Raw genomic sequence first — 17,207 nt, forward strand, 5'->3', positions numbered from 1 at the left:
GCGAAGGGCATCTGCAAAAAACGGATTTCCCCCGCTTCCGTCGATGCTCTAGACCTTGAGCGCTTCGAGGCCGACTGGCGCGCGAAGTGCGTGCCTCAGTCGGCGCGACGAGCCTGACGAGCGGATGTTCATGCCCGACCCAGCACCGGTCCCGCCGTTTCTCCAGGCCGAGGGCGAACTCGCAAGTCTGATCCATGCGTTCGACTGGTCTGCGACCAGCCTCGGCCCGATCGCGCAATGGCCCGCGGCGGTGACCTCGATCGTCGGCATGATTCTGCGCTCGCCCCTGCCGATCGTGACGCTCTGGGGCGAGCCCGGCCTGATGATCTACAACGACGCCTATTCCGGTTTCGCCGGCGCGCGACACCCCGCCTTGCTGGGGTCGGAGGTCCGCAAGGGCTGGCCCGAGGTGGCGGATTTCAACGACCATGTCGTCCGCACCGTCTTCGGCGAGGGCCGGACCCTGTCCTACAAGGATCAGGAACTGACCCTGAACCGCGGCGCGGGGCCGGCTCAGGTCTGGATGAACCTCGATTACTCTCCCATCCTCGACGAGGACGGCAGCCCGCTCGGCGTCGTCGCCATCGTGGTGGAGACCACCGAGAAGGTCCGCGCCGATCGGCAGCTGCGTGACGAGCGCCTTCGCCTCCAGCAGATGTACGAGCAGGCGCCCTCCTTCATGGCGATGCTGGAAGGGCCGGAGCATCGCTTCACCCTCGTCAACGAGGCCTATCAGCAGCTGGTCAGCCATCGCGAGGTGCTCGGCCGGACGGTGGCCGAGGCTTTGCCCGATGCCGTGGCGCAGGGCTATCTGCGCATTCTCGACGAGGCCTTCGAAAGCGGACGGGCCTATCGCACGGCCGGCGCCCGCTTCGTCCTGCAGCCATCCGACGGCAGCGCGCCGCAGACCCGCTTCGTCGACTTCGTCTTCCAGCCGATCACAGACGCTACCGGCGCCGTCACCGGCATCTTCGTCGACGGCATCGACGTGACCGAGCGCATCGTCGCACAGGAAGCGATCCGCACGAGCGAGGCGCAGTTCCGCGGCTTCGCCCAGGCGATGCCCAACCATGTCTGGACGGCCCCCGCCAACGGCCTGCTCGACTGGTTCAACGAGCGCGTCGCCGAATACAGCGGCCGCGAACCGCAGGAACTGCTCGGCGCGCGCTGGCTCGAGATCGTCCACCCCGACGATCGGGAGATGGCGATCGTGCAGTGGCAGGAGGCTCTCGCCTCGGGCGAGGCCTACCAGACCGAATTCCGCATCCGCAACGCAGCCGGCCAGGACCGCTGGCATCTCGTGCGGGCCGTGCCGATCCGCGCCGAATCCGGCGAGATCATTCGGTGGATCGGCACCAACACCGACATCCACGAGCAGAAGCTGGCGGAGGTCGAGACCGCGCGCGACCGCGACCGCCTCTGGACGCTGTCGCAGGAGCTGATGCTCGTTTGCGACTACGCGGGCGTCATCACGGCGGTGAACCCCTCGGCGGAACGGCTGCTGGGCTGGAGCGAGTGCGACATGGTGGGCCAGTCGCTCGCCACCTTCATCCACCCCGACGACCTCGCCCGGACCATTGCCGAGCTCGGCAGGCTGTCGCAGGGCGCGACCACGCTCGCCTTCGAGAACCGCTATCGCTCACGGACGGGCGACTATCGTCTGCTCGACTGGACGGCGGTTCCCGATGCGGGGCGCATCCATGCCATCGGCCGTGACATCACCGAGGAACGGCGCGCCACGCGCGATCGCGACCGGATCTGGAACCTGTCGCCAGTGCTGAAGGTCGTCGCGACGCGGGATGGCATCATCGCGGCCGCCAACCCGACCTTCAACAAGGTGCTCGGCTGGCTGCCGGAAGAGACCGTCGGGCGCAGCATCGTCGACTTCGTCGAACCGCCTGATCGCGAGGCCGCCTCGGCCCGGCTGGCGCGCGTCGCCAATGGCTCCTCGATCATGAGCTCGGAGAGCGTGCTCCTGACCCGGGACGGCGAACGGCGCCGCATTGCCTGGACCAGCATCCCCGATGGCGAAACGATCTATGCCTTCGGCCGCGACATCACCGCCGAGACCGAGGCCGCCGCCGCGCTCGCGAGCAGCGAGGCCGCGTTGCGGCAGGCCCAGAAGATGGAGGCGATCGGCCAGCTCACCGGCGGCGTGGCGCACGACTTCAACAACCTGCTGCAGGTCGTCAGCGGCAATCTGCAGCTCCTCGCGCGCGACCTCGCCGGCAATGACCAGGCGGAGCGCCGCATCCGCAACGCGATGGAGGGCGTCGCCCGCGGCTCGCGCCTCGCCTCCCAGCTGCTCGCCTTCGGCCGGCGCCAGCCGCTGGCCCCGAAGGTGCTCAACCTCGGCAAGCTCATCCGGGGCATGGACGAGATGCTCCGGCGTGCCCTGGGCGAAACCATCGAGATCGAAAGCGTGGTTGCGGGCGGCCTGTGGAACACCCTCGTCGATCCCGGCAATGTCGAGAACGCGCTGCTCAACCTCGCCATCAACGCCCGCGATGCGATGAACGGCAGCGGCAGGCTGACGATCGAGGCCGGCAATGCGGTCCTCGACAGCGCCTACGCCCGCGCCCATCCCGATGTCACCCCGGGGCGCTACGTCATGCTGGCCGTCACTGATACCGGCGTCGGCATCCCGCACGAGATCGTCGACAAGGTCTTCGACCCCTTCTTCAGCACCAAGCCCGAAGGCAAGGGCACCGGTCTCGGCCTCTCCATGGTCTATGGCTTCGTCAAGCAGTCCGGCGGCCATGTGAAGATCTACAGCGAGCCCGGCGAGGGCACGACGATCCGCCTCTATCTCCCGCGCTCGGCCGAGGCGGAGGACGACATCGCCCCCTACGACACCGGGCCCGTGACCGGCGGCGCCGAAACCATCCTCGTCGTCGAGGATGACCGCGGCGTTCGCGAGACGGTGATCGAGACGCTGTCGGATCTGGGCTACCGCGTTTTGCAGGCACCCGACGCGACGTCGGCGCTCGCCATCGTCGAGAGCGGCATCCCGATCGATCTGCTCTTCACCGATGTGGTGATGCCGGGCCCGATGAAGAGCACGGAGCTGGCGCGCCGGGCGGTGGAGCGGCTTCCCCACATCAGGGTCCTGTTCACCTCCGGCTACACCGAGAACTCGATCGTCCACGAGGGGCGGCTGGACGAGGGCGTCGAGCTGTTGAGCAAGCCCTATTCGCTCGAGCAGCTGGCCCGGAAGGTGCGCCACCAGTTTGCCAATGCCGCGCAGCGCCAACAGGCGCTCGCGGCCCCGCCCCCGACGCAGCCCGCCATGGCTCCGGAGCGCAAGCTGACGGTCCTGCTCTGCGAGGATGATGCGCTCATCGCCATGGCCACCGTCGACATGATCGAGGATCTCGGCCACGCGGTCATCGAGACGGGCACGGCGCGCGATGCGCTCACCATGCTGGAGAAGGGCGACATCGACCTGCTGCTGACCGATGTCGGCCTGCCCGACATGCCGGGCACGGACCTCGTCGCGAAGGCGCGCGAAACGCGCCCGGCATTGCCGGTGATCTACGCCACCGGGCACTCGCGGGTCGAAGGGGCGGAGACCAACGACCGCACGGCGCTGGTGGTGAAGCCCTACCAGTCCTGGGACATCGCAGCCGCCATCGCCAAGGTCGTCGCAGCGCAGACCAGCGGCTGAGGCCCTGGCCGGCGCCGGCGCAACCTGACCCTCAGGCCGTGGCCGCGTCGCCCGGCCCGTCCTTGAGCGTGATCGCGAACAGGCCGACATCGGTCGCCGCGCTGCGGAACCCGCCCTCGCAGTAGCAGAGGTAGAACTCCCAGAGTCGGCGGAACGGCTCGTCGAACCCCAGCGGCCCGATCGACTGCCACCGGATCAGGAAGCGTCGGCGCCACTCCTGCAGCGTCAGCGCATAGCTCTCGCCGAAGCTGAACCGATCGGCGAGGTTCAGCCCGGCGGCGGCGATCTGCTCGCGCATGGCGGTCGGCGACGGCAGCAGCCCGCCGGGGAAGATGTAATGCTGGATGAAGTCCGCCCCGCTGGCATAGGAGGCGAAGCGGCTGTCCTCGATGGTGATCGCCTGCAGCACAATCCGCCCGTCGGGCTTCAGGCAGTTGCGCAGCGTCGCGAAATAGCTCGGCCAGAATTCGCGGCCAACGGCCTCGATCATCTCGATCGAGACGATGCGGTCGAACTGACCGGTCGTGTCGCGGTAGTCCTGCAGCCTTAGATCGACCCGCTCGGACAGGCCCGCAGCCGCGATCCGCTGCTGCGCATAGGCGAGCTGCGAGGGTGACAGCGTGATCCCCGTGACATGGCAGCCTTCGCGCGCCAGCCGCTCGGCCAGCGCGCCCCAGCCGCAGCCGATTTCCAGCACGCGCTCGCCGCCCTTGAGCTGCAGCCGCTCGACGATGAGGTCGAGCTTGGCGGCCTGCGCCTCCTCCAGCGTCTGGCCGGGCTGGGTGTAGAGCGCCGAGGAATAGGTCATGCTCTCGTCGAGCCACTGCGCATAGAAGGCATTGCCCAGGTCGTAATGCGCCGTGATGTTGCGCTTGCTGCCGCGGCGCGTGTTGGCGCGGCCGAGATGCAGCATCCGCGTCATGACCCGCGCGGGCCAGCTTCCCGAGATCATCGCCCGCAGCGTATGGTCGTTCACCGCCGCGAGCTCGATCACCGCCGTCATGTCGGGGCTGCTGAAATCGCCGTCGCAATAGGCACGCGCAAAGCCGATGTCGCTCTGCAGCACGAGCCGGCGGATCGCCCGCCAGCGCTTCAGCACGATCACGGCCTCGGGCCCGGGCTCGGGCGCCTGCTGCACCAGAACGGAGCCGTCGGGCGTCACCACCGTCAGCCGGCCCCGCGCCAGACGCGCCATCAGCTTCGCCAGGAAGGCGCGAGACAGCCCGAGGCTCCAGTCGCGGCTCGGCCGGTCGAGGGTGTGCTGATGCGTCTCTCTTGTCGTCATGGCTCTCCGACCGACCCTTCTGGAACGCTGGCCCTGTCTCGGCGTTGGTCGCAGGCGCAACATCGCCGCGCCCCCACCACCGTTCGGGGTTTTCCTTTCCATACGCTGCAGGCAAGCAAACAGATTTGCCGCGGCATCGTCCAGTGAGGCCCATCGCAAGCCCGTGCGATCCGTCGCCGGGCCGTCGTCGTAAGGCTTCGTCGTCAGCCGGAGACCGTCATGACTTTCATCGCTGGTTATCTCGTCTTCCTGCTCGTTTTCGGCGTCATCGACGCGATCTGGCTGTCAGTCATGGCCGGCCGTCTCTACCGGCCGACCCTGGGCGATGCGCTGCTCGACGGGATCCGATGGGCACCGGCGCTGCTGTTTTATTTCGCCTTCCCGGCTGGGCTCATCCATTTCGCCCTCATGCCCGCGTTGCAGGCCGGTTCGGCGATGGCGGCCTTCGTCAATGGCGGCCTGCTCGGCCTGCTCGCCTATGGCACCTATGATCTGACGAACTACGCCACCCTGCGCCGCTGGACGCTGACGATCACGATCGCCGATCTGGTCTACGGAACGGTGGTTTCGGCTCTGTCGACGCTCGCTGCCTATGCCGGCGTCCTGACGATGCGGGGCTGGGGCTGGCTCTAGGCCGGCCGCAGCCGATAATGGCCGACGCCCCAGGATTCGCCGGCGGCGGAGCCGAACAGCCCGCTCGTCGCGAGGAAGAAGAGGCGCCAACGGCGACGCCAGAGCGCGGCATCCGGGCCGTAAACCTCGGCGAGGATCGGGTCGATCACCGCCAAATTGCGGTCGAAATTGGTCAGCCAGTCCTCGGCGGTGCGGCGGTAATGCTCCCCGCTCCAGTGCCATTCCTGCTCGACGGCGAACAGCCCGGGAAAGCCATGGACGAGCGTGCGGCTCGGCATCAGACCGCCGGTGAAGAAATGCTGGGCGATCCAGTCCGACTTGTCGTCGACGTCGAAGCGATAGCACGCCGTGCGATGCGTGAAGACGTGCAGGAAGAGCCGTCCCTCCGGCTTCAGCCAGCCCCGGGCGCGTGACAGGAGCTCCGTCCAGTTGGCCATGTGCTCGAACATCTCGACCGAGACAATCCGGTCGAACCCGCCCTCGCAGGCGAAGCTGTTCATGTCGGCGGTGACGATCCGCAGATTGCTCAGCCCGCGCGCCGCGATCTCGCCCTCGATGAAGGCCCGCTGCGAGGCCGAGTTCGAGACCGAGACGATCTCGGCCCGCGGCAGCCGCTCGGCCATGAACAGGGAGAGCGAGCCCCAGCCGCAGCCCAGTTCGAGAATGCGCTGCCCGTCCTCTAGATCGGCATGCGCGAGCGTGAGCTCGAGTGCCTTGACCTCGGCCTCGTCGAGCGTGGTCTGCGCCGTTTCGTAATAGCAGGACGAGTACTTGCGCCGGGCGCCGAGCACCGCCTGAAAAAAGGCGGCTGGGACCTCGTAGTGCTGCTGGTTGGCGGCGTCGGCGTGCTGGGCGATCGGAAAATCCGCCATCTCGCGGACGAAGGCGCTGTCCGGCTGGACGTCGGCTTGCCGCAGCCGGCGATCCGTCCGGCCGACCAGCGTCGCGATGCCGGCACGGGTGACGAAATCGGGCAGAGGCAGCCGCTCGCCCCAGTCTCCGAGGTTCTGCAGGACACCCATGACGTCAGGCCTCTTTGGCGGCGGGCGGCCATGGCAGCAGCGCGCTCGTCCGGCGCTGATAGGCGCGGTAGGCCTCGCCATGCTTGGCGACCATGTGCTCCTCCAGCGGCGGAATGCCGGAGATCCTGGTGAGCAGCAGCGTCATCGCCAGCGGCGCCAGCACGGCCACGAAGCCGTAGGCATAACCGGAGAGCGCAATCGCGATGACGGGATAGGCGGCCCACAACACGCATTCGAAGAAGTAGTTCGGGTGCCGCGACCAGGCCCACAGACCCGTATCGCAGATCCGGCCCTTGTTGGCCGGATTGCCCGCGAAGGCGCGTAGCTGGCGGTCGGCCACGGCCCCGCCACCGACGCCGATGGCGAAGATCAGCACGCCGATCAGGTCCTGCAGCCCGAGCCCAGGAGCCGGGTTGTGCGCCGCCAGCACGATGGCGATGGCGAGCGGCGAACTGGCCAGGGCCTGCATCATCATGAAGCGGAACATCTGGCGGTCCTTGTCGGCCCCCCAGTCGCGCTTCAGCTTGGCGTAGCGCGGATCGTCCGAGATGCCACGCGTGCGGGAGGCGACATGCAGCCCGAGCCGCAGCGCCCAGGCTGCGGCAAGCGCTGCGACCAGCAGGCGCCGCGACATCGGCCCGTCCCCGAACGGCAGCAGCGCGGCGACCACGCCGGTCGTCCCGAGGCCGAAGGTCCAGACCGCGTCGATCCAGCCGGAATTGCCGGTGCGCCGCTCGACCAGCCAGGCGATCGTCATGGCGGCGGCCATGAGGGCCGCGACGGTCGCCAGCGCCAGGCCGAAGGAGGCGAGTGTCACAGCCGCACCAGCGGTTGCAGCAGGCGCCCAAGCCAGCCGCGGAACTTCACCTCTCCTGTCAGGGCGACGATGCAGGTGCAGCCCTCGACCGGGTCGACATGCGGGTGATGCTCGTGGTTCTCGTTCGCCTCGTCGAAATCGCCGCGGCCGAACCGGCCATATTCGTGCTCGTAGGCGCCGGCGAGAATCGTCGTCCACTCGTTGCCGGTATGGCGATGCTCGGGCAGCCAGGTCCCCGGCGCGGCGCGCAGCATGAAGACCCGCGCCTGTGCGCCGGGCACATGGACGCGGCGCATCGCCACGCCCCGGCCGATCGGATGCCAGCGGCCGAGATCATAGGGCTGAAGGATCCGCGGCAGGCCGATCTCGATCGGCCGGGCCGGAACCGATGCCCCCTCCGACTCGCGATCGAGCCTGGCCAGCGCATCCTCGGGCGAGGTCAGCATCGGCACGGCCTCGCCCTGGGCGAGCACGCCACCGCCGACGGCCTCGATCTCGCGGAGTGCCTTCGCCGAAGCCGCATTGATTTCCAGATGCGCGGCAACCACGAGCGACATGCCCTCATCGAGGCGCCCAGCGGCAAATCCGGCCAAGGTTTCGTCCGACGCAAGATGCCGGGCGTTCATCGCAGATCCTCCAGATGCCGGCGCAGATGCGCCATCGCGAGCCGCAGTCGCGATTTCACCGTCCCGAGGGGGATCGAAAGCCTTTGGGCGACATCCTGATGGCTGAACCCCTCGAGGAACGCGAGTTCCACGACCCGGTATTGCTCTTTGGACAACCCCTTGAGTGCCACACGCACCCGGGAGTCCCGCTCCGACCCGGAGAGCACCGCATCGGGCTGCTCCGGACCCTCTTCTTCCTCCAGAATCTCATAGACCTGCGACAGCCGCGAGCGCTTCTCGCGGCGGGCATGGTCGATCCTGAGATTGCGCGCGATCGTCGCGATCCAGGTGCTGGCCCCGGCCTTGGCAGGGTCGAACAGGGCGGCCTTGCGCCACACCGTCATCAGCGTTTCCTGGGCCAGTTCCTCTGCCAGATCGGGTGGCGTGCCACCACGCATCAGCAGGCCCTTCACGCGCGGCGCGAAATGCTCGAACAGCTGCGCGAAGGCGCGCCGGTCGGCAGATGACGCGATGGCCTGAACGAGAGCGTCTGCATCCATGGGAACGCTGGTCGAACCTCTCCGCACCCCGGCCGGAGCCGGAGGTCGTGTCGTGCTGGCTGTCTCGGACGTTGCGAACATGACCGCTTTACGCAGCCGGTCCGCATCTGGATCAGAGCACCGTCAACTCAACCGCCCTCCGCGAATGGAAGCCGGCTGTCAGACCGGCTAGCACCTGTCGCCGTCCTCATAAAGACTGAACCGAAGCCGGGAGCCGTTCGTACCCGTGACGAAACATCGCGACACAGGTCGGTTCATGCACGGCTCCCTCCATAAACGCCTCGAGATCGCAGTCGTCGGCTCCGGCATCGCCGGACTGTCCTCGGCCTGGCTGCTGTCGCAGGCCCATGACGTCACGCTCTACGAAAGCGCGACGCGCCTCGGCGGCCATGCCAACACCGTCGACGTTCCCCAGACGAGCGGGGCCAGCGTGGCGGTGGACACCGGCTTCATCGTCTACAACGAGGCGACCTATCCGAACTTCAAGGCGCTGATGGCCCATCTCGGCGTGGCGACGAAGGCGACCGAGATGTCCTTTGCCGTCTCGCTCGACGAGGGGCGCCTCGAATACAGCGGCACCAGCCTGTCGGGCCTGTTCGCCCAGCGCCGCAACCTGCTCAGCCCGCGCTTCTGGTCGATGCTGAGCGACCTGCGACGCTTCTATTCGCAGGCGACGCAGGATGCGCTGGCCCAGTCCGCCAGCAGCCAGTCGCTCGGCGACTATCTCGATGCCGGCCGCTATGGCGTACCCTTCCGCGAGGATCATCTCCTGCCCATGGCCGCGGCGATCTGGTCGGCCCCTTGCAACGAGATCCTGGCCTATCCCGCGGCCGCCTTCATCCGCTTCCACCACAATCACGGCCTGCTGAAGCTGACCAACCGGCCGGTCTGGCGCACGGTCGAGGGCGGCAGCCGCTCCTATGTCGAGAAGCTGCGGGCCGCCTTTTCCGGAGAGATCTGCACCGGCAACGCCGTGCTCAGCGTCGCGCGCACGGCCGATGGCGTCGTGCTGGAGACGGCGGAGGGCGCGCCACGGAGCTTCGACCATGTCGTGATCGCAGCCCATGCCGACCAGGCCCTGGCGATGCTGTCCGACCCCTCGGCGGAGGAGCGGGCCCTGCTTGGCGCCTTCCGCTACAGCCGCAACCGGGCCATCCTGCACAGCGACGAGACCCTGATGCCGCGCCGCCGCAGCGCCTGGGCGAGCTGGAACCATCTCGGCGACCGGACGGCGCCCGACGCGCCCTGCGCGGTGACCTACTGGATGAACCGTCTGCAGGGCCTCGAGACCGAGAAGCCGCTCTTCGTGACGCTGAACCCGCCCCGCGATCTGGCGCCCGAGACCGTCCTGCGCGACGAGATGTATGAGCACCCGATCTTCGACGGACCGGCGCTGGCCGCGCAGGAGCACCTCTGGTCGCTCCAGGGCGGCCGCAACACCTGGTTCTGCGGCGCCCATTTCGGCTCCGGCTTTCATGAGGACGGGCTGCAGGCGGGCCTGGCGGTGGCCGAGGACCTCGGCGGCGTGCGCCGGCCCTGGAACGTCGCCGAGGAATCCGGCAGGATCGTCCGCACGCCGCTCGCCACGGCTCTGGAACAGGCAGCATGATCGGCCAGGCCGCCTCCGCACTCTATGTCGGCATCGTCCGGCATCTGCGGACGCGGCCGCGCGCGCACAAGCTCGCCTATCGCGTCTTCTGGATGCTGCTCGACCTCGACGAGATCGACACGCTCGCGGGACGGCTGCGCTGGTTCTCGCGCAACCGTTTCAACCTCTACGCCTTCCGCGACGCGGATTATGGCGACCGCAGCGGCGCACCGCTCCGGCCGCAGATCGAGGCGCTGCTCAGGCAGGCCGGACTCGAGCCCGATGGCGGGCCGCTGCGCCTGCTGACGATGCCACGCATCCTTGGCTATGCCTTCAACCCGCTCAGCACCTGGTTCTGCCACCGCCGCGACGGCGAGCTGATGGCGATCGTCTACGAGGTCCACAACACCTTCGGCGAGACCCACAGCTATGTCGCGCCCGCTGCGGGCGAGGCCCGCATGGTGGCTCAGGAGGCCGAGAAGCGCTTCCATGTTTCGCCCTTCATGGGGCTCGACATGCACTATCGCTTCCACGTCGTCCCGCCGGGCGAGACGATGTCCGTCTCGATCGACGGGTCCGATGCGGGCGGGCGCCTGATCGCCGCCACCATGAGCGGCAAGCGGCGTGACATCTCGGACAGCACCCTGCTGGGACTCCTGGCGAGCCATCCGCTGCTGACCTTGAAGGTGACGCTCGCGATCCACTGGCACGCGCTGCGCCTGGTCCTGAAGCGGATCCCGTTCTTTCCCCATCCCGCGCCCGTGGAGCCCAACGTCACGCTGGGCCGCGTGGCGCCCGCCGCCCCCTCCGCGGCCATCGGGTCCTCGCCGACGTGAAAAAGGCGCCAGCAGGCGCATCTCGCACCGGCTAGCGGCGCCGCTTCGCCTGCGAATGCTCGATCCGGTCGATGATCCACATCGTGAACCGGGCCATCGGCCGCCGCAGGAACGGCACGTCGGACGCAATCAGCATCAGGCCGAGCGGCAGCATCCAGACGCCCAGCACCGGCAGGAATGAAAACACGCCGCCGAGGATCAGGACGAGCCCGACCGGCAGCCGCGCCCAGCGCGAGGCCGGGTGGCGCAGCCAGCGCAGCGATGAGGCGACCCTGCCCGGCAGCAGGCGCTCCAGCCTCTTGAAGGCCGCGCGCAGTTGCTGCTGCGCGCTGGAGAGGGGCTGCGAGGAGCTCATGCCCCGTGCCCTGCGGCGATCGGCGTCTCGGTCATCACCGGGATGTCAGCACGTCGGCGAATTCGGGGTGGCGGCGCGCCCAGGCGGCGACGAAGGAGCAGGCCGGCACGACCCGCCGTCCGCTCGCCCGCGCCTGCTCGAACAGGCCCCGCACCAGCAGCGAGCCGATGCCCTGGCCGTTGAAGGCGGGAGGGACTTCCGTATGCGTGACGATCAGCCTGTCCCCGTCGCGGCGATAGACGGCGAAGGCCTGTCCGCCGGGAAACGCCAGTTCGAAGCGCCCGGCCGTGGCATTCTCGACCACCGGACCGTCGGCGCCCTGCACCCTATCCATGAAAACCTCTGCTGCGACTGTGCCGACCTTATGTCGGTGCCACGTCGCCGGAGTTCAACCGGATAGGTCGATGCCGGTTCCGGTCAGGGCGATCGCCCGCCTGCCGAGTCGCGTCAGTGACGGGTGCCGCTGCTGAAGGCCCCGGTGCGGACCTTGTCGGCGAGCCCCTCGGCGAAGATCGCGGTCGCCTCCTCGCCATAGGTCTCGACGAGCGTGCGGAAGGCTGCAAACAGCGCGGCATGCGCCAGCGCGTCGCTGTCGAGCCCATCCTGCTGCGCTTCAGCGAAGGCGTCCTCGACATAGCCATAGGCGACGCGACGGGCGTCGTGGCTGTCATCGGTCGAGACGAGGTCGAGCGGCAGGTCGTCGGAGATTATGGACATGAAGGCGAGGACTCTACGGCTTGCTTTGATCGGCTTCTTGTCGCGCACCGCCCGCGCTGATGTCGCGAACTGTGCCAGTTTCGGCTCTCGACGACCGGAGCCGGACACACCGTAACCATAGGGCGTGCCAGAGCGGGACGCTACCACCCCCTTTAGGAAAGGTTAACGCGGCCGCGCGAATCCTCCGAACGAAAGCAGTTCGCGCAGCGCTGTCACCTATCCGCCATAGCGGCCGGCCAGGGCCCGGGCGAGGCGCTCGCCCTCCCCCGCCAGCCGCGTCGACGCCTCCTGGCTGCCGTCGGTGCAGGCCCGGTGCGTCAGCGAATAGGCGCGGAAGCCGCGGTTGTAGGCGCTGGTCAGCCGCTCGCGGCGCGCGGGCGTCCGACCCTCCGCCTCGACCAGCGCCGCCATCCGGTCGCGCCAGTCCTGGGCCTCCTTGCCACCGCACAGCGTCCGCAGATAGGCGAGCGAGCCCATGATCTCGGCGAGCTTCAGCAATTGCGGCTCGTAGGGCGGCGGCGGCGGTTCGGGCGCAGGCGCAGGCTCGGCCGGCTTCGCGGCCGGCGGGGTGCGCTGCTGTGCAGGGGCGGCGCCCCAGGGCGCAGCCACCAGCAACGCGAGCAGGCCGAGTACCGCCCGCCTCATGCGCCCTCCCCGGCCTGGAGCAAGATCGCTCTCGCCTGCCGCAGGACCTCTCCCAGGTCCCGCGTCGTCGGCAATCCGCCGAGCCTGAGCGGATCGGCCCACATCACGGCCCCGGCTTCGGGTCCGGGCTGCGGTTCGCCCGACAGCCATTCGCCAACGAAGGAGGCCACGACGAAATGATGGGTGACGGCGCCCAGCGCGTCGCGCCCGAAGATCTCGACATGGCGGTTGAAGCCGATGATGCGCGCCCGGACGCCGACCTCTTCCTCCAGTTCGCGCAGGGCGGCCTGTTCAAGGGTCTCGCCGGCCTCGACCTTGCCGCCGGGCAGCGACCAGAGCCGGTCCGCCGGAGGCTTGGTGCGCGTCGCGAGCAGCACCTTGCCATCGCGGAACACGGCCACGGACGCCGCCAGAACCGGGCGCGCCGGGGCCTTGCCCGGCGCCGGAAAGCGGATGACCTGGCCGCCGTCGCCGCTCATCTCAGTCGGCCTGGATCATACGTGCTGGCCGCCATTGATGTGCAGCTCCGCGCCGGTGACGTAGCTCGACGCATCCGTGCAGAGGAAATGGATCGCGCGGGCGACCTCCTCCGTCCGGCCGAGCCGCCCGAGCGGCAAGGTCGCGACGATCTTCTCGGTGCCGGGTGAGAGGATCGCGGTGTCGATCTCGCCAGGCGAGATCGAGTTCACGCGAATGCCGAGGGGGCCGAAATCCGAGGCCATCTCGCGCGTCAGGCTGGCCAGCGCCGCCTTCGAGGTCGCATAGGCGGCCCCCGCGAAGGGGTGGACGCGCGATCCCGCGATCGAGGTGACGTTGACGATCGTGCCCTTGGCCGCCGTCAGCTCGTCGAGCAGGCCGCGCGCCAGCATGATCGGCGCGAAGAAATTGACCTGGAAGACCTTGTGCCAGTCGTTGAAGGAGGTCGTCGCCGCGCCGAGCCTGGCGCCCTTCGGCCCCTTCGGCGAGATGCCGGCATTGTTGACGAGCGCGTTGAGCTTGCCGCCCTCGGCCGCCAGCCGGCGCTTGATCTCGGCGATGCCGCGCATCGTGTCCTCGGGGTCGCCGAGATCGATCTGGACATGATCGTCGGCGCCCGACGGCCAGGGGCACTTGTCGGAGAAGGCCTGGCGCGAGCAGGACAGGATGCGCCAGCCCGCCATGGCGAACTGCATCACCGTGGCATGGCCGATGCCGCGGCTGGCCCCCGTGAGCAGCATCACCGGCCGCTTGCCGGGCTCGGTCTTGGGAAAGTCGAATTTCGGCATCGCCATCGGACTATCGATCCTCAAGGATAAAGGCGGGCGCGCGCCCAGGGCTCGCCGACCTCGCCGCGGCGGAAGACGACGCGATCGTGCAGACGGAAGGCCCCGTCCCGCCAGAACTCGAGATAGACCGGGCTGATGCGGAAGCCGGTCCAGTGCGGCGGGCGCGGGATCGTGCCGACGCCGAACTTCGCCGCCTGGATCGCGACCGCCTTTTCCAGGGCGAAACGGCTCTCCAGCGGCCGCGATTGCTGCGAGGCCCAGGCACCGATGCGGCTGTCGCGCGGGCGCGACTGGAAATAGGCGTCGGCCATCTCGTCGCTGACGACCGTCACGGCACCGCGAATGCGGACCTGCCGGCGCAGGCTCTTCCAGTGGAACAGCAGCGCCGCCTTGGGCTGGGCCAGCAGCTCCTCGCCCTTCTGGCTCTGGGTGTTGGTGTAGAAGACGAAATCCTCGCCGTCGCGCCCGTTGAGCAGCACCATCCGGCTGTTGGGCATGCCCTCCGCATCGACCGTCGAGAGCGCCATCGCGTTCGGATCGTTCGGCTCGCTCTTTTTGGCCTCCGCGAACCAGGTCTCGAACAGCGCGAACGGGTCCTGTTCCTGGGTGAAGTCACCGCTCGTTAACTGTTCCACGTTCTAATCCTCGGCGAATGAAGCACTGCGTTTGGGCGAGCGCGAGCGGTGATACCGGACCTGACCGAGCGACTATATAGGACAGGCTGGCGGCCGTCCCAAAGCCTTCCGCAGCGCAGCCGCGTCATGCGCCTGCGCAGCCTTGGCGCGGCTCTGGTTCTGGCCCTGGCCGGCGCCGGCTGCTCGGTGTCCTTTCCCATTCTGGGACTGTCGAGCAAGGCCGAGGACGAGATCGTCACGACCTCCTCGGTGCTGCCCGCGCGCGGCGCCAGCAGGCCCGGCGCCCTCGCCTCGCTGACCTCCGAACTCGGCCCCGAAGACCTGCGCCGCGCCGAAGGCGCGATGGCGGTCGCGCTCGACCCGCAGGGCAACGGCGCCGCCGTCTCCTGGGACAATCCCCAGAGTGGCGTGAAGGGCTCCTTCATTCCCGTCGGCGGCCCCTTCCTGCGGGCCGACGAGATCTGCCGCGCCTTCATCGCCCAGGTCCAGACCCAGACGAAACCCGCGAAGCTGCAGGGCACGGCCTGCCGGCCTTCGGGCGGCGAATGGGCCGTCAAGGACGTCGCTCCCTGGAAGGGCACGGGCTGATCGCCTGAGGCGCCATCGATCTGCCGCGCCGGCTGTTGCACTCAGGCCACACCATTCCCAGATAAGGCTCGACGATCAGGCTGGCCTCCGGCGCGTGTCCCGGCGGGCCGGTCGCCAGTGCCACATGGGGTTCATCGATGCGCGACCCGTATCAGATTCTGGGCGTCGCCCGCACGGCGAGCGAGGCGGAGATCAAGAAGGCCTATCGCCGCCGCGCCAAGGATCTGCATCCCGACCGCAACCAGGACGATCCGAAGGCGCAGGACCGCTTCGCGGAACTGAACGGCGCCTATGAGATCCTCGGCGACGAGACCAAGCGCAAGCAGTTCGATCGCGGCGAGATCGATGGCGAGGGCAAGCCGAAGTTCTCCGGCTTCGAGGGCATGGGCGCGGGCCGCGGTGGCCGGGCCGGCGGCTTCGAGTTCAACTTCGGCCAGGGCGGCGGCAGCAACCCCTTCGGCGCCGGTGGCGGCGCGGGCGCCGGCTTCGACCCGTCCGACATCTTCGGCTCTCTCTTCGGCGACGCCGCGCGCCGGGCGGGACGAACCCGCGCCGAGGCCCCCAAGCCGCCGGAGCAGAGCTTCACGCTGGAGGTGACGCTGGCCCAGGCCGCGACCGGCGCGACACGCCGCGTGCGGCTGCCGAGCGGCCGCGAGGTCGAGGTCACGATCCCCGAGGGCGTCGCCGACGGCAAGGTCATGCGCCTGCGCGGCCTCGGCCCGACCGACCCGTTCTCGGGCCAGGCCGGCGACGTGTTGATGACGATCAAGATCAAGCCGGATTCGCGCTTCACCGTCGAGGGCAACGACCTGCGGATTCGCGTCCCCGTCCCGCTGGCGCGCGCCGTTCTCGGCGGCGAGGTGCATGTGCCGACGCTCACCGGTGCGGTCGAGATGAAGATTCCGCCGCTGACCGGCACCACCCGGTCCTTCCGCCTGCGTGGCAAGGGCCTCAAGGGCGAGGGCGACACGGTCGGCGATCTGTTCGTTTCGATCGATATCGAGATGCCGGAGAGCGATGCCGAGCTGCTGGCGTTGATGAAGGCCCGCACGCCGTGAGCCCTCGGCTTCCGGCAAAGCCGGTTCCCACTGGCGCCGCCATGCTCTAAGAGACGGCCTCGTCTTTTCCAGTTTGCGGGTTCCCGATGCCTGATTCCAACGCCCTCGCCCGGCCGACGGCCAATCTTCTCAAGGGCAAGCGCGGCCTCGTCATGGGTGTCGCCAACAACCGCTCGATTGCCTGGGGCATCGCCAAGGCGGCGGCCGACGCGGGTGCCGAACTCGCCTTCACCTACCAGGGCGACGCGCTCAAGAAGCGCGTCGAGCCGCTGGCCAAGGAAGTCGGCGGCCATGTCGTCGGCCATTGCGACGTCACCGATTCCGCCACGATCGACGCCGTCTTCGCCGAGGTCGAGAAGCTCTGGGGCAAGCTCGACTTCGTCGTCCACTGCATCGCCTTCTCCGACAAGGACGAGTTGACCGGCCGCTATGTCGAGACCACCGAAGCGAACTTCACCAAGTCGCTGCTGATCTCCTGCTACTCCTTCACCGCCGTCACCCAGCGCGCCGAGAAGCTGATGACCGATGGCGGCGCCATGCTGACGCTGACCTATTATGGCGCCGAGAAGTGGATGCCGCATTACAACGTCATGGGCGTCGCGAAGGCCGCGCTCGAGTCGAGCGTGCAGTACCTCGCCGCCGATCTCGGCCCCTCGAAGATCCGCGTCAATGCGATCTCAGCCGGGCCGATCAAGACGCTCGCGGCCTCCGGCATCGGCGATTTCCGCTACATCCTGCGCTGGAACGAATACAACTCGCCGCTGCGCCGCACCGTGACGATCGAGGAGGTCGGTGAGACCGCCGTGTTCCTCGTCTCCGACATGTCGCGCGGCATCACCGGCGAGATCCTGCATGTCGACGCCGGCTACCATGTCGTCGGCATGAAGGTGCCGACGGCGCCGGACATCACCCTCGACAAGGCCGATTGAGG

The 17,207-nt window shown here is 68.6% G+C and carries 19 protein-coding genes; 7 read left to right on the plus strand and 12 right to left on the minus strand.

The window, feature by feature from the left end; translation table 11 throughout:
• The first annotated feature begins 130 nt into the window (after nt 1–130).
• Nucleotides 131–3,667: a hybrid sensor histidine kinase/response regulator gene (locus tag BSY19_RS23205; protein ID WP_069057335.1), complete on the plus strand. Its 3,537-nt coding sequence runs from the start codon at nt 131–133 to the stop codon at nt 3,665–3,667.
• Between the two features lie 31 nt (nt 3,668–3,698).
• Here BSY19_RS23205 and BSY19_RS23210 read toward each other — a convergent pair whose 3' ends face one another.
• Nucleotides 3,699–4,952, minus strand: a complete 1,254-nt coding sequence (locus BSY19_RS23210) for an SAM-dependent methyltransferase (RefSeq protein WP_069056225.1) — start codon at nt 4,950–4,952, stop codon at nt 3,699–3,701.
• A gap of 219 nt (nt 4,953–5,171) precedes the next feature.
• Between BSY19_RS23210 and BSY19_RS23215 the strand changes: the two genes are divergently transcribed.
• Nucleotides 5,172–5,585 (plus strand): DUF2177 family protein, encoded by a 414-nt coding sequence (locus tag BSY19_RS23215; protein WP_069056226.1) that lies wholly within the window; start codon nt 5,172–5,174, stop codon nt 5,583–5,585.
• Here BSY19_RS23215 and BSY19_RS23220 read toward each other — a convergent pair.
• Genes BSY19_RS23220 through BSY19_RS23235 form a run of 4 tightly spaced genes read right to left on the minus strand, consistent with a single transcriptional unit; the run spans nt 5,582 to nt 8,589 of the window.
• Complete coding sequence (locus tag BSY19_RS23220; RefSeq protein ID WP_069056227.1) at nt 5,582–6,607, minus strand: SAM-dependent methyltransferase; 1,026 nt, start codon at nt 6,605–6,607, stop codon at nt 5,582–5,584. The two genes, BSY19_RS23215 and BSY19_RS23220, sit on opposite strands and share 4 nt — an antisense overlap.
• A gap of 4 nt (nt 6,608–6,611) precedes the next feature.
• A complete protein-coding gene (locus BSY19_RS23225; protein ID WP_069056228.1) occupies nt 6,612–7,424 on the minus strand; it encodes a DUF1295 domain-containing protein in 813 nt (270 codons plus the stop codon).
• On the minus strand, nt 7,421–8,050 hold the full coding sequence (locus tag BSY19_RS23230; protein WP_069056229.1) for a ChrR family anti-sigma-E factor: 630 nt from the start codon (nt 8,048–8,050) through the stop codon (nt 7,421–7,423). The genes BSY19_RS23225 and BSY19_RS23230 overlap by 4 nt, the downstream gene beginning before the upstream one ends.
• Complete coding sequence (locus BSY19_RS23235) at nt 8,047–8,589, minus strand: sigma-70 family RNA polymerase sigma factor (protein WP_069056230.1); 543 nt, start codon at nt 8,587–8,589, stop codon at nt 8,047–8,049. The genes BSY19_RS23230 and BSY19_RS23235 overlap by 4 nt, the downstream gene beginning before the upstream one ends.
• A 256-nt stretch (nt 8,590–8,845) precedes the next feature.
• On the opposite strand from BSY19_RS23235, the gene BSY19_RS23240 reads away from it, so the two are divergent.
• Both BSY19_RS23240 and BSY19_RS23245 read left to right on the plus strand, forming a co-directional pair.
• On the plus strand, nt 8,846–10,198 hold the full coding sequence (locus tag BSY19_RS23240) for an NAD(P)/FAD-dependent oxidoreductase (protein ID WP_069056231.1): 1,353 nt from the start codon (nt 8,846–8,848) through the stop codon (nt 10,196–10,198).
• Nucleotides 10,195–11,013, plus strand: coding sequence for a DUF1365 domain-containing protein (locus BSY19_RS23245; RefSeq protein WP_083247793.1), 819 nt, complete (start codon nt 10,195–10,197; stop codon nt 11,011–11,013). Before BSY19_RS23240 ends, BSY19_RS23245 begins: the two co-directional genes overlap by 4 nt.
• Nucleotides 11,014–11,044: 31 nt before the next feature.
• Here BSY19_RS23245 and BSY19_RS23250 read toward each other — a convergent pair whose 3' ends face one another.
• The 7 genes from BSY19_RS23250 to pdxH all read right to left on the minus strand — a co-directional run bounded on the left by BSY19_RS23250 (nt 11,045) and on the right by pdxH (nt 14,630).
• Complete coding sequence (locus tag BSY19_RS23250; RefSeq protein ID WP_069056232.1) at nt 11,045–11,368, minus strand: hypothetical protein; 324 nt, start codon at nt 11,366–11,368, stop codon at nt 11,045–11,047.
• Between the two features lie 34 nt (nt 11,369–11,402).
• The gene (locus tag BSY19_RS23255) at nt 11,403–11,702 is read right to left on the minus strand and encodes a GNAT family N-acetyltransferase (protein ID WP_171905196.1); all 300 of its coding nucleotides are present in this window, start codon (nt 11,700–11,702) and stop codon (nt 11,403–11,405) included.
• Nucleotides 11,703–11,815: 113 nt separating this feature from the next.
• The gene (locus BSY19_RS23260; RefSeq protein ID WP_069056233.1) at nt 11,816–12,085 is read right to left on the minus strand and encodes a hypothetical protein; all 270 of its coding nucleotides are present in this window, start codon (nt 12,083–12,085) and stop codon (nt 11,816–11,818) included.
• Between the two features lie 216 nt (nt 12,086–12,301).
• On the minus strand, nt 12,302–12,730 hold the full coding sequence (locus BSY19_RS23265) for a TIGR02301 family protein (RefSeq protein ID WP_069056234.1): 429 nt from the start codon (nt 12,728–12,730) through the stop codon (nt 12,302–12,304).
• Nucleotides 12,727–13,209 carry an NUDIX hydrolase gene (locus BSY19_RS23270; RefSeq protein ID WP_069056235.1) on the minus strand — a complete coding sequence of 161 codons (483 nt, stop codon included), beginning with the start codon at nt 13,207–13,209 and terminating at the stop codon, nt 12,727–12,729. The genes BSY19_RS23265 and BSY19_RS23270 overlap by 4 nt, the downstream gene beginning before the upstream one ends.
• A gap of 15 nt (nt 13,210–13,224) precedes the next feature.
• Complete coding sequence (locus BSY19_RS23275; protein ID WP_083247974.1) at nt 13,225–13,947, minus strand: SDR family NAD(P)-dependent oxidoreductase; 723 nt, start codon at nt 13,945–13,947, stop codon at nt 13,225–13,227.
• A 68-nt stretch (nt 13,948–14,015) separates the two neighbouring features.
• A complete protein-coding gene (pdxH, locus tag BSY19_RS23280; RefSeq protein WP_069056237.1) occupies nt 14,016–14,630 on the minus strand; it encodes a pyridoxamine 5'-phosphate oxidase in 615 nt (204 codons plus the stop codon).
• 126 nt (nt 14,631–14,756) lie between these two features.
• Here pdxH and BSY19_RS23285 point away from each other — a divergent pair, with 126 nt between their 5' ends.
• The 3 genes from BSY19_RS23285 (at nt 14,757) to fabI (ending at nt 17,205) form a co-directional block, all read left to right on the plus strand.
• On the plus strand, nt 14,757–15,218 hold the full coding sequence (locus tag BSY19_RS23285) for an RT0821/Lpp0805 family surface protein (protein ID WP_069056238.1): 462 nt from the start codon (nt 14,757–14,759) through the stop codon (nt 15,216–15,218).
• A gap of 137 nt (nt 15,219–15,355) precedes the next feature.
• Nucleotides 15,356–16,276, plus strand: coding sequence for a DnaJ C-terminal domain-containing protein (locus BSY19_RS23290; protein WP_069056239.1), 921 nt, complete (start codon nt 15,356–15,358; stop codon nt 16,274–16,276).
• A gap of 86 nt (nt 16,277–16,362) precedes the next feature.
• Nucleotides 16,363–17,205 carry an enoyl-ACP reductase FabI gene (gene fabI / locus BSY19_RS23295; protein WP_069056240.1) on the plus strand — a complete coding sequence of 281 codons (843 nt, stop codon included), beginning with the start codon at nt 16,363–16,365 and terminating at the stop codon, nt 17,203–17,205.
• The last annotated feature ends 2 nt before the right edge of the window (nt 17,206–17,207 follow it).

This window comes from Bosea sp. RAC05, assembly GCF_001713455.1.
Classification (GTDB): Bacteria; Pseudomonadota; Alphaproteobacteria; order Rhizobiales; family Beijerinckiaceae; genus Allobosea.

Coding starts and splice junctions, on each gene's coding strand:
- BSY19_RS23290 (WP_069056239.1), top strand. CDS start 15,356: ATGCGCGACCCGTATCAGATTCTGGGCGTCGCCCGCACGGCGAGCGAG.
- BSY19_RS23245 (WP_083247793.1), top strand. CDS start 10,195: ATGATCGGCCAGGCCGCCTCCGCACTCTATGTCGGCATCGTCCGGCAT.
- fabI (WP_069056240.1), top strand. CDS start 16,363: ATGCCTGATTCCAACGCCCTCGCCCGGCCGACGGCCAATCTTCTCAAG.
- BSY19_RS23270 (WP_069056235.1), bottom strand. CDS start 13,209: ATGAGCGGCGACGGCGGCCAGGTCATCCGCTTTCCGGCGCCGGGCAAG.
- BSY19_RS23230 (WP_069056229.1), bottom strand. CDS start 8,050: ATGAACGCCCGGCATCTTGCGTCGGACGAAACCTTGGCCGGATTTGCC.
- BSY19_RS23240 (WP_069056231.1), top strand. CDS start 8,846: ATGCACGGCTCCCTCCATAAACGCCTCGAGATCGCAGTCGTCGGCTCC.
- BSY19_RS23210 (WP_069056225.1), bottom strand. CDS start 4,952: ATGACGACAAGAGAGACGCATCAGCACACCCTCGACCGGCCGAGCCGC.
- BSY19_RS23255 (WP_171905196.1), bottom strand. CDS start 11,702: ATGGATAGGGTGCAGGGCGCCGACGGTCCGGTGGTCGAGAATGCCACG.
- BSY19_RS23205 (WP_069057335.1), top strand. CDS start 131: ATGCCCGACCCAGCACCGGTCCCGCCGTTTCTCCAGGCCGAGGGCGAA.
- BSY19_RS23220 (WP_069056227.1), bottom strand. CDS start 6,607: ATGGGTGTCCTGCAGAACCTCGGAGACTGGGGCGAGCGGCTGCCTCTG.
- BSY19_RS23215 (WP_069056226.1), top strand. CDS start 5,172: ATGACTTTCATCGCTGGTTATCTCGTCTTCCTGCTCGTTTTCGGCGTC.
- BSY19_RS23275 (WP_083247974.1), bottom strand. CDS start 13,947: ATGCTGCTCACGGGGGCCAGCCGCGGCATCGGCCATGCCACGGTGATG.
- BSY19_RS23260 (WP_069056233.1), bottom strand. CDS start 12,085: ATGTCCATAATCTCCGACGACCTGCCGCTCGACCTCGTCTCGACCGAT.
- BSY19_RS23250 (WP_069056232.1), bottom strand. CDS start 11,368: ATGAGCTCCTCGCAGCCCCTCTCCAGCGCGCAGCAGCAACTGCGCGCG.
- BSY19_RS23285 (WP_069056238.1), top strand. CDS start 14,757: ATGCGCCTGCGCAGCCTTGGCGCGGCTCTGGTTCTGGCCCTGGCCGGC.
- BSY19_RS23265 (WP_069056234.1), bottom strand. CDS start 12,730: ATGAGGCGGGCGGTACTCGGCCTGCTCGCGTTGCTGGTGGCTGCGCCC.
- BSY19_RS23235 (WP_069056230.1), bottom strand. CDS start 8,589: ATGGATGCAGACGCTCTCGTTCAGGCCATCGCGTCATCTGCCGACCGG.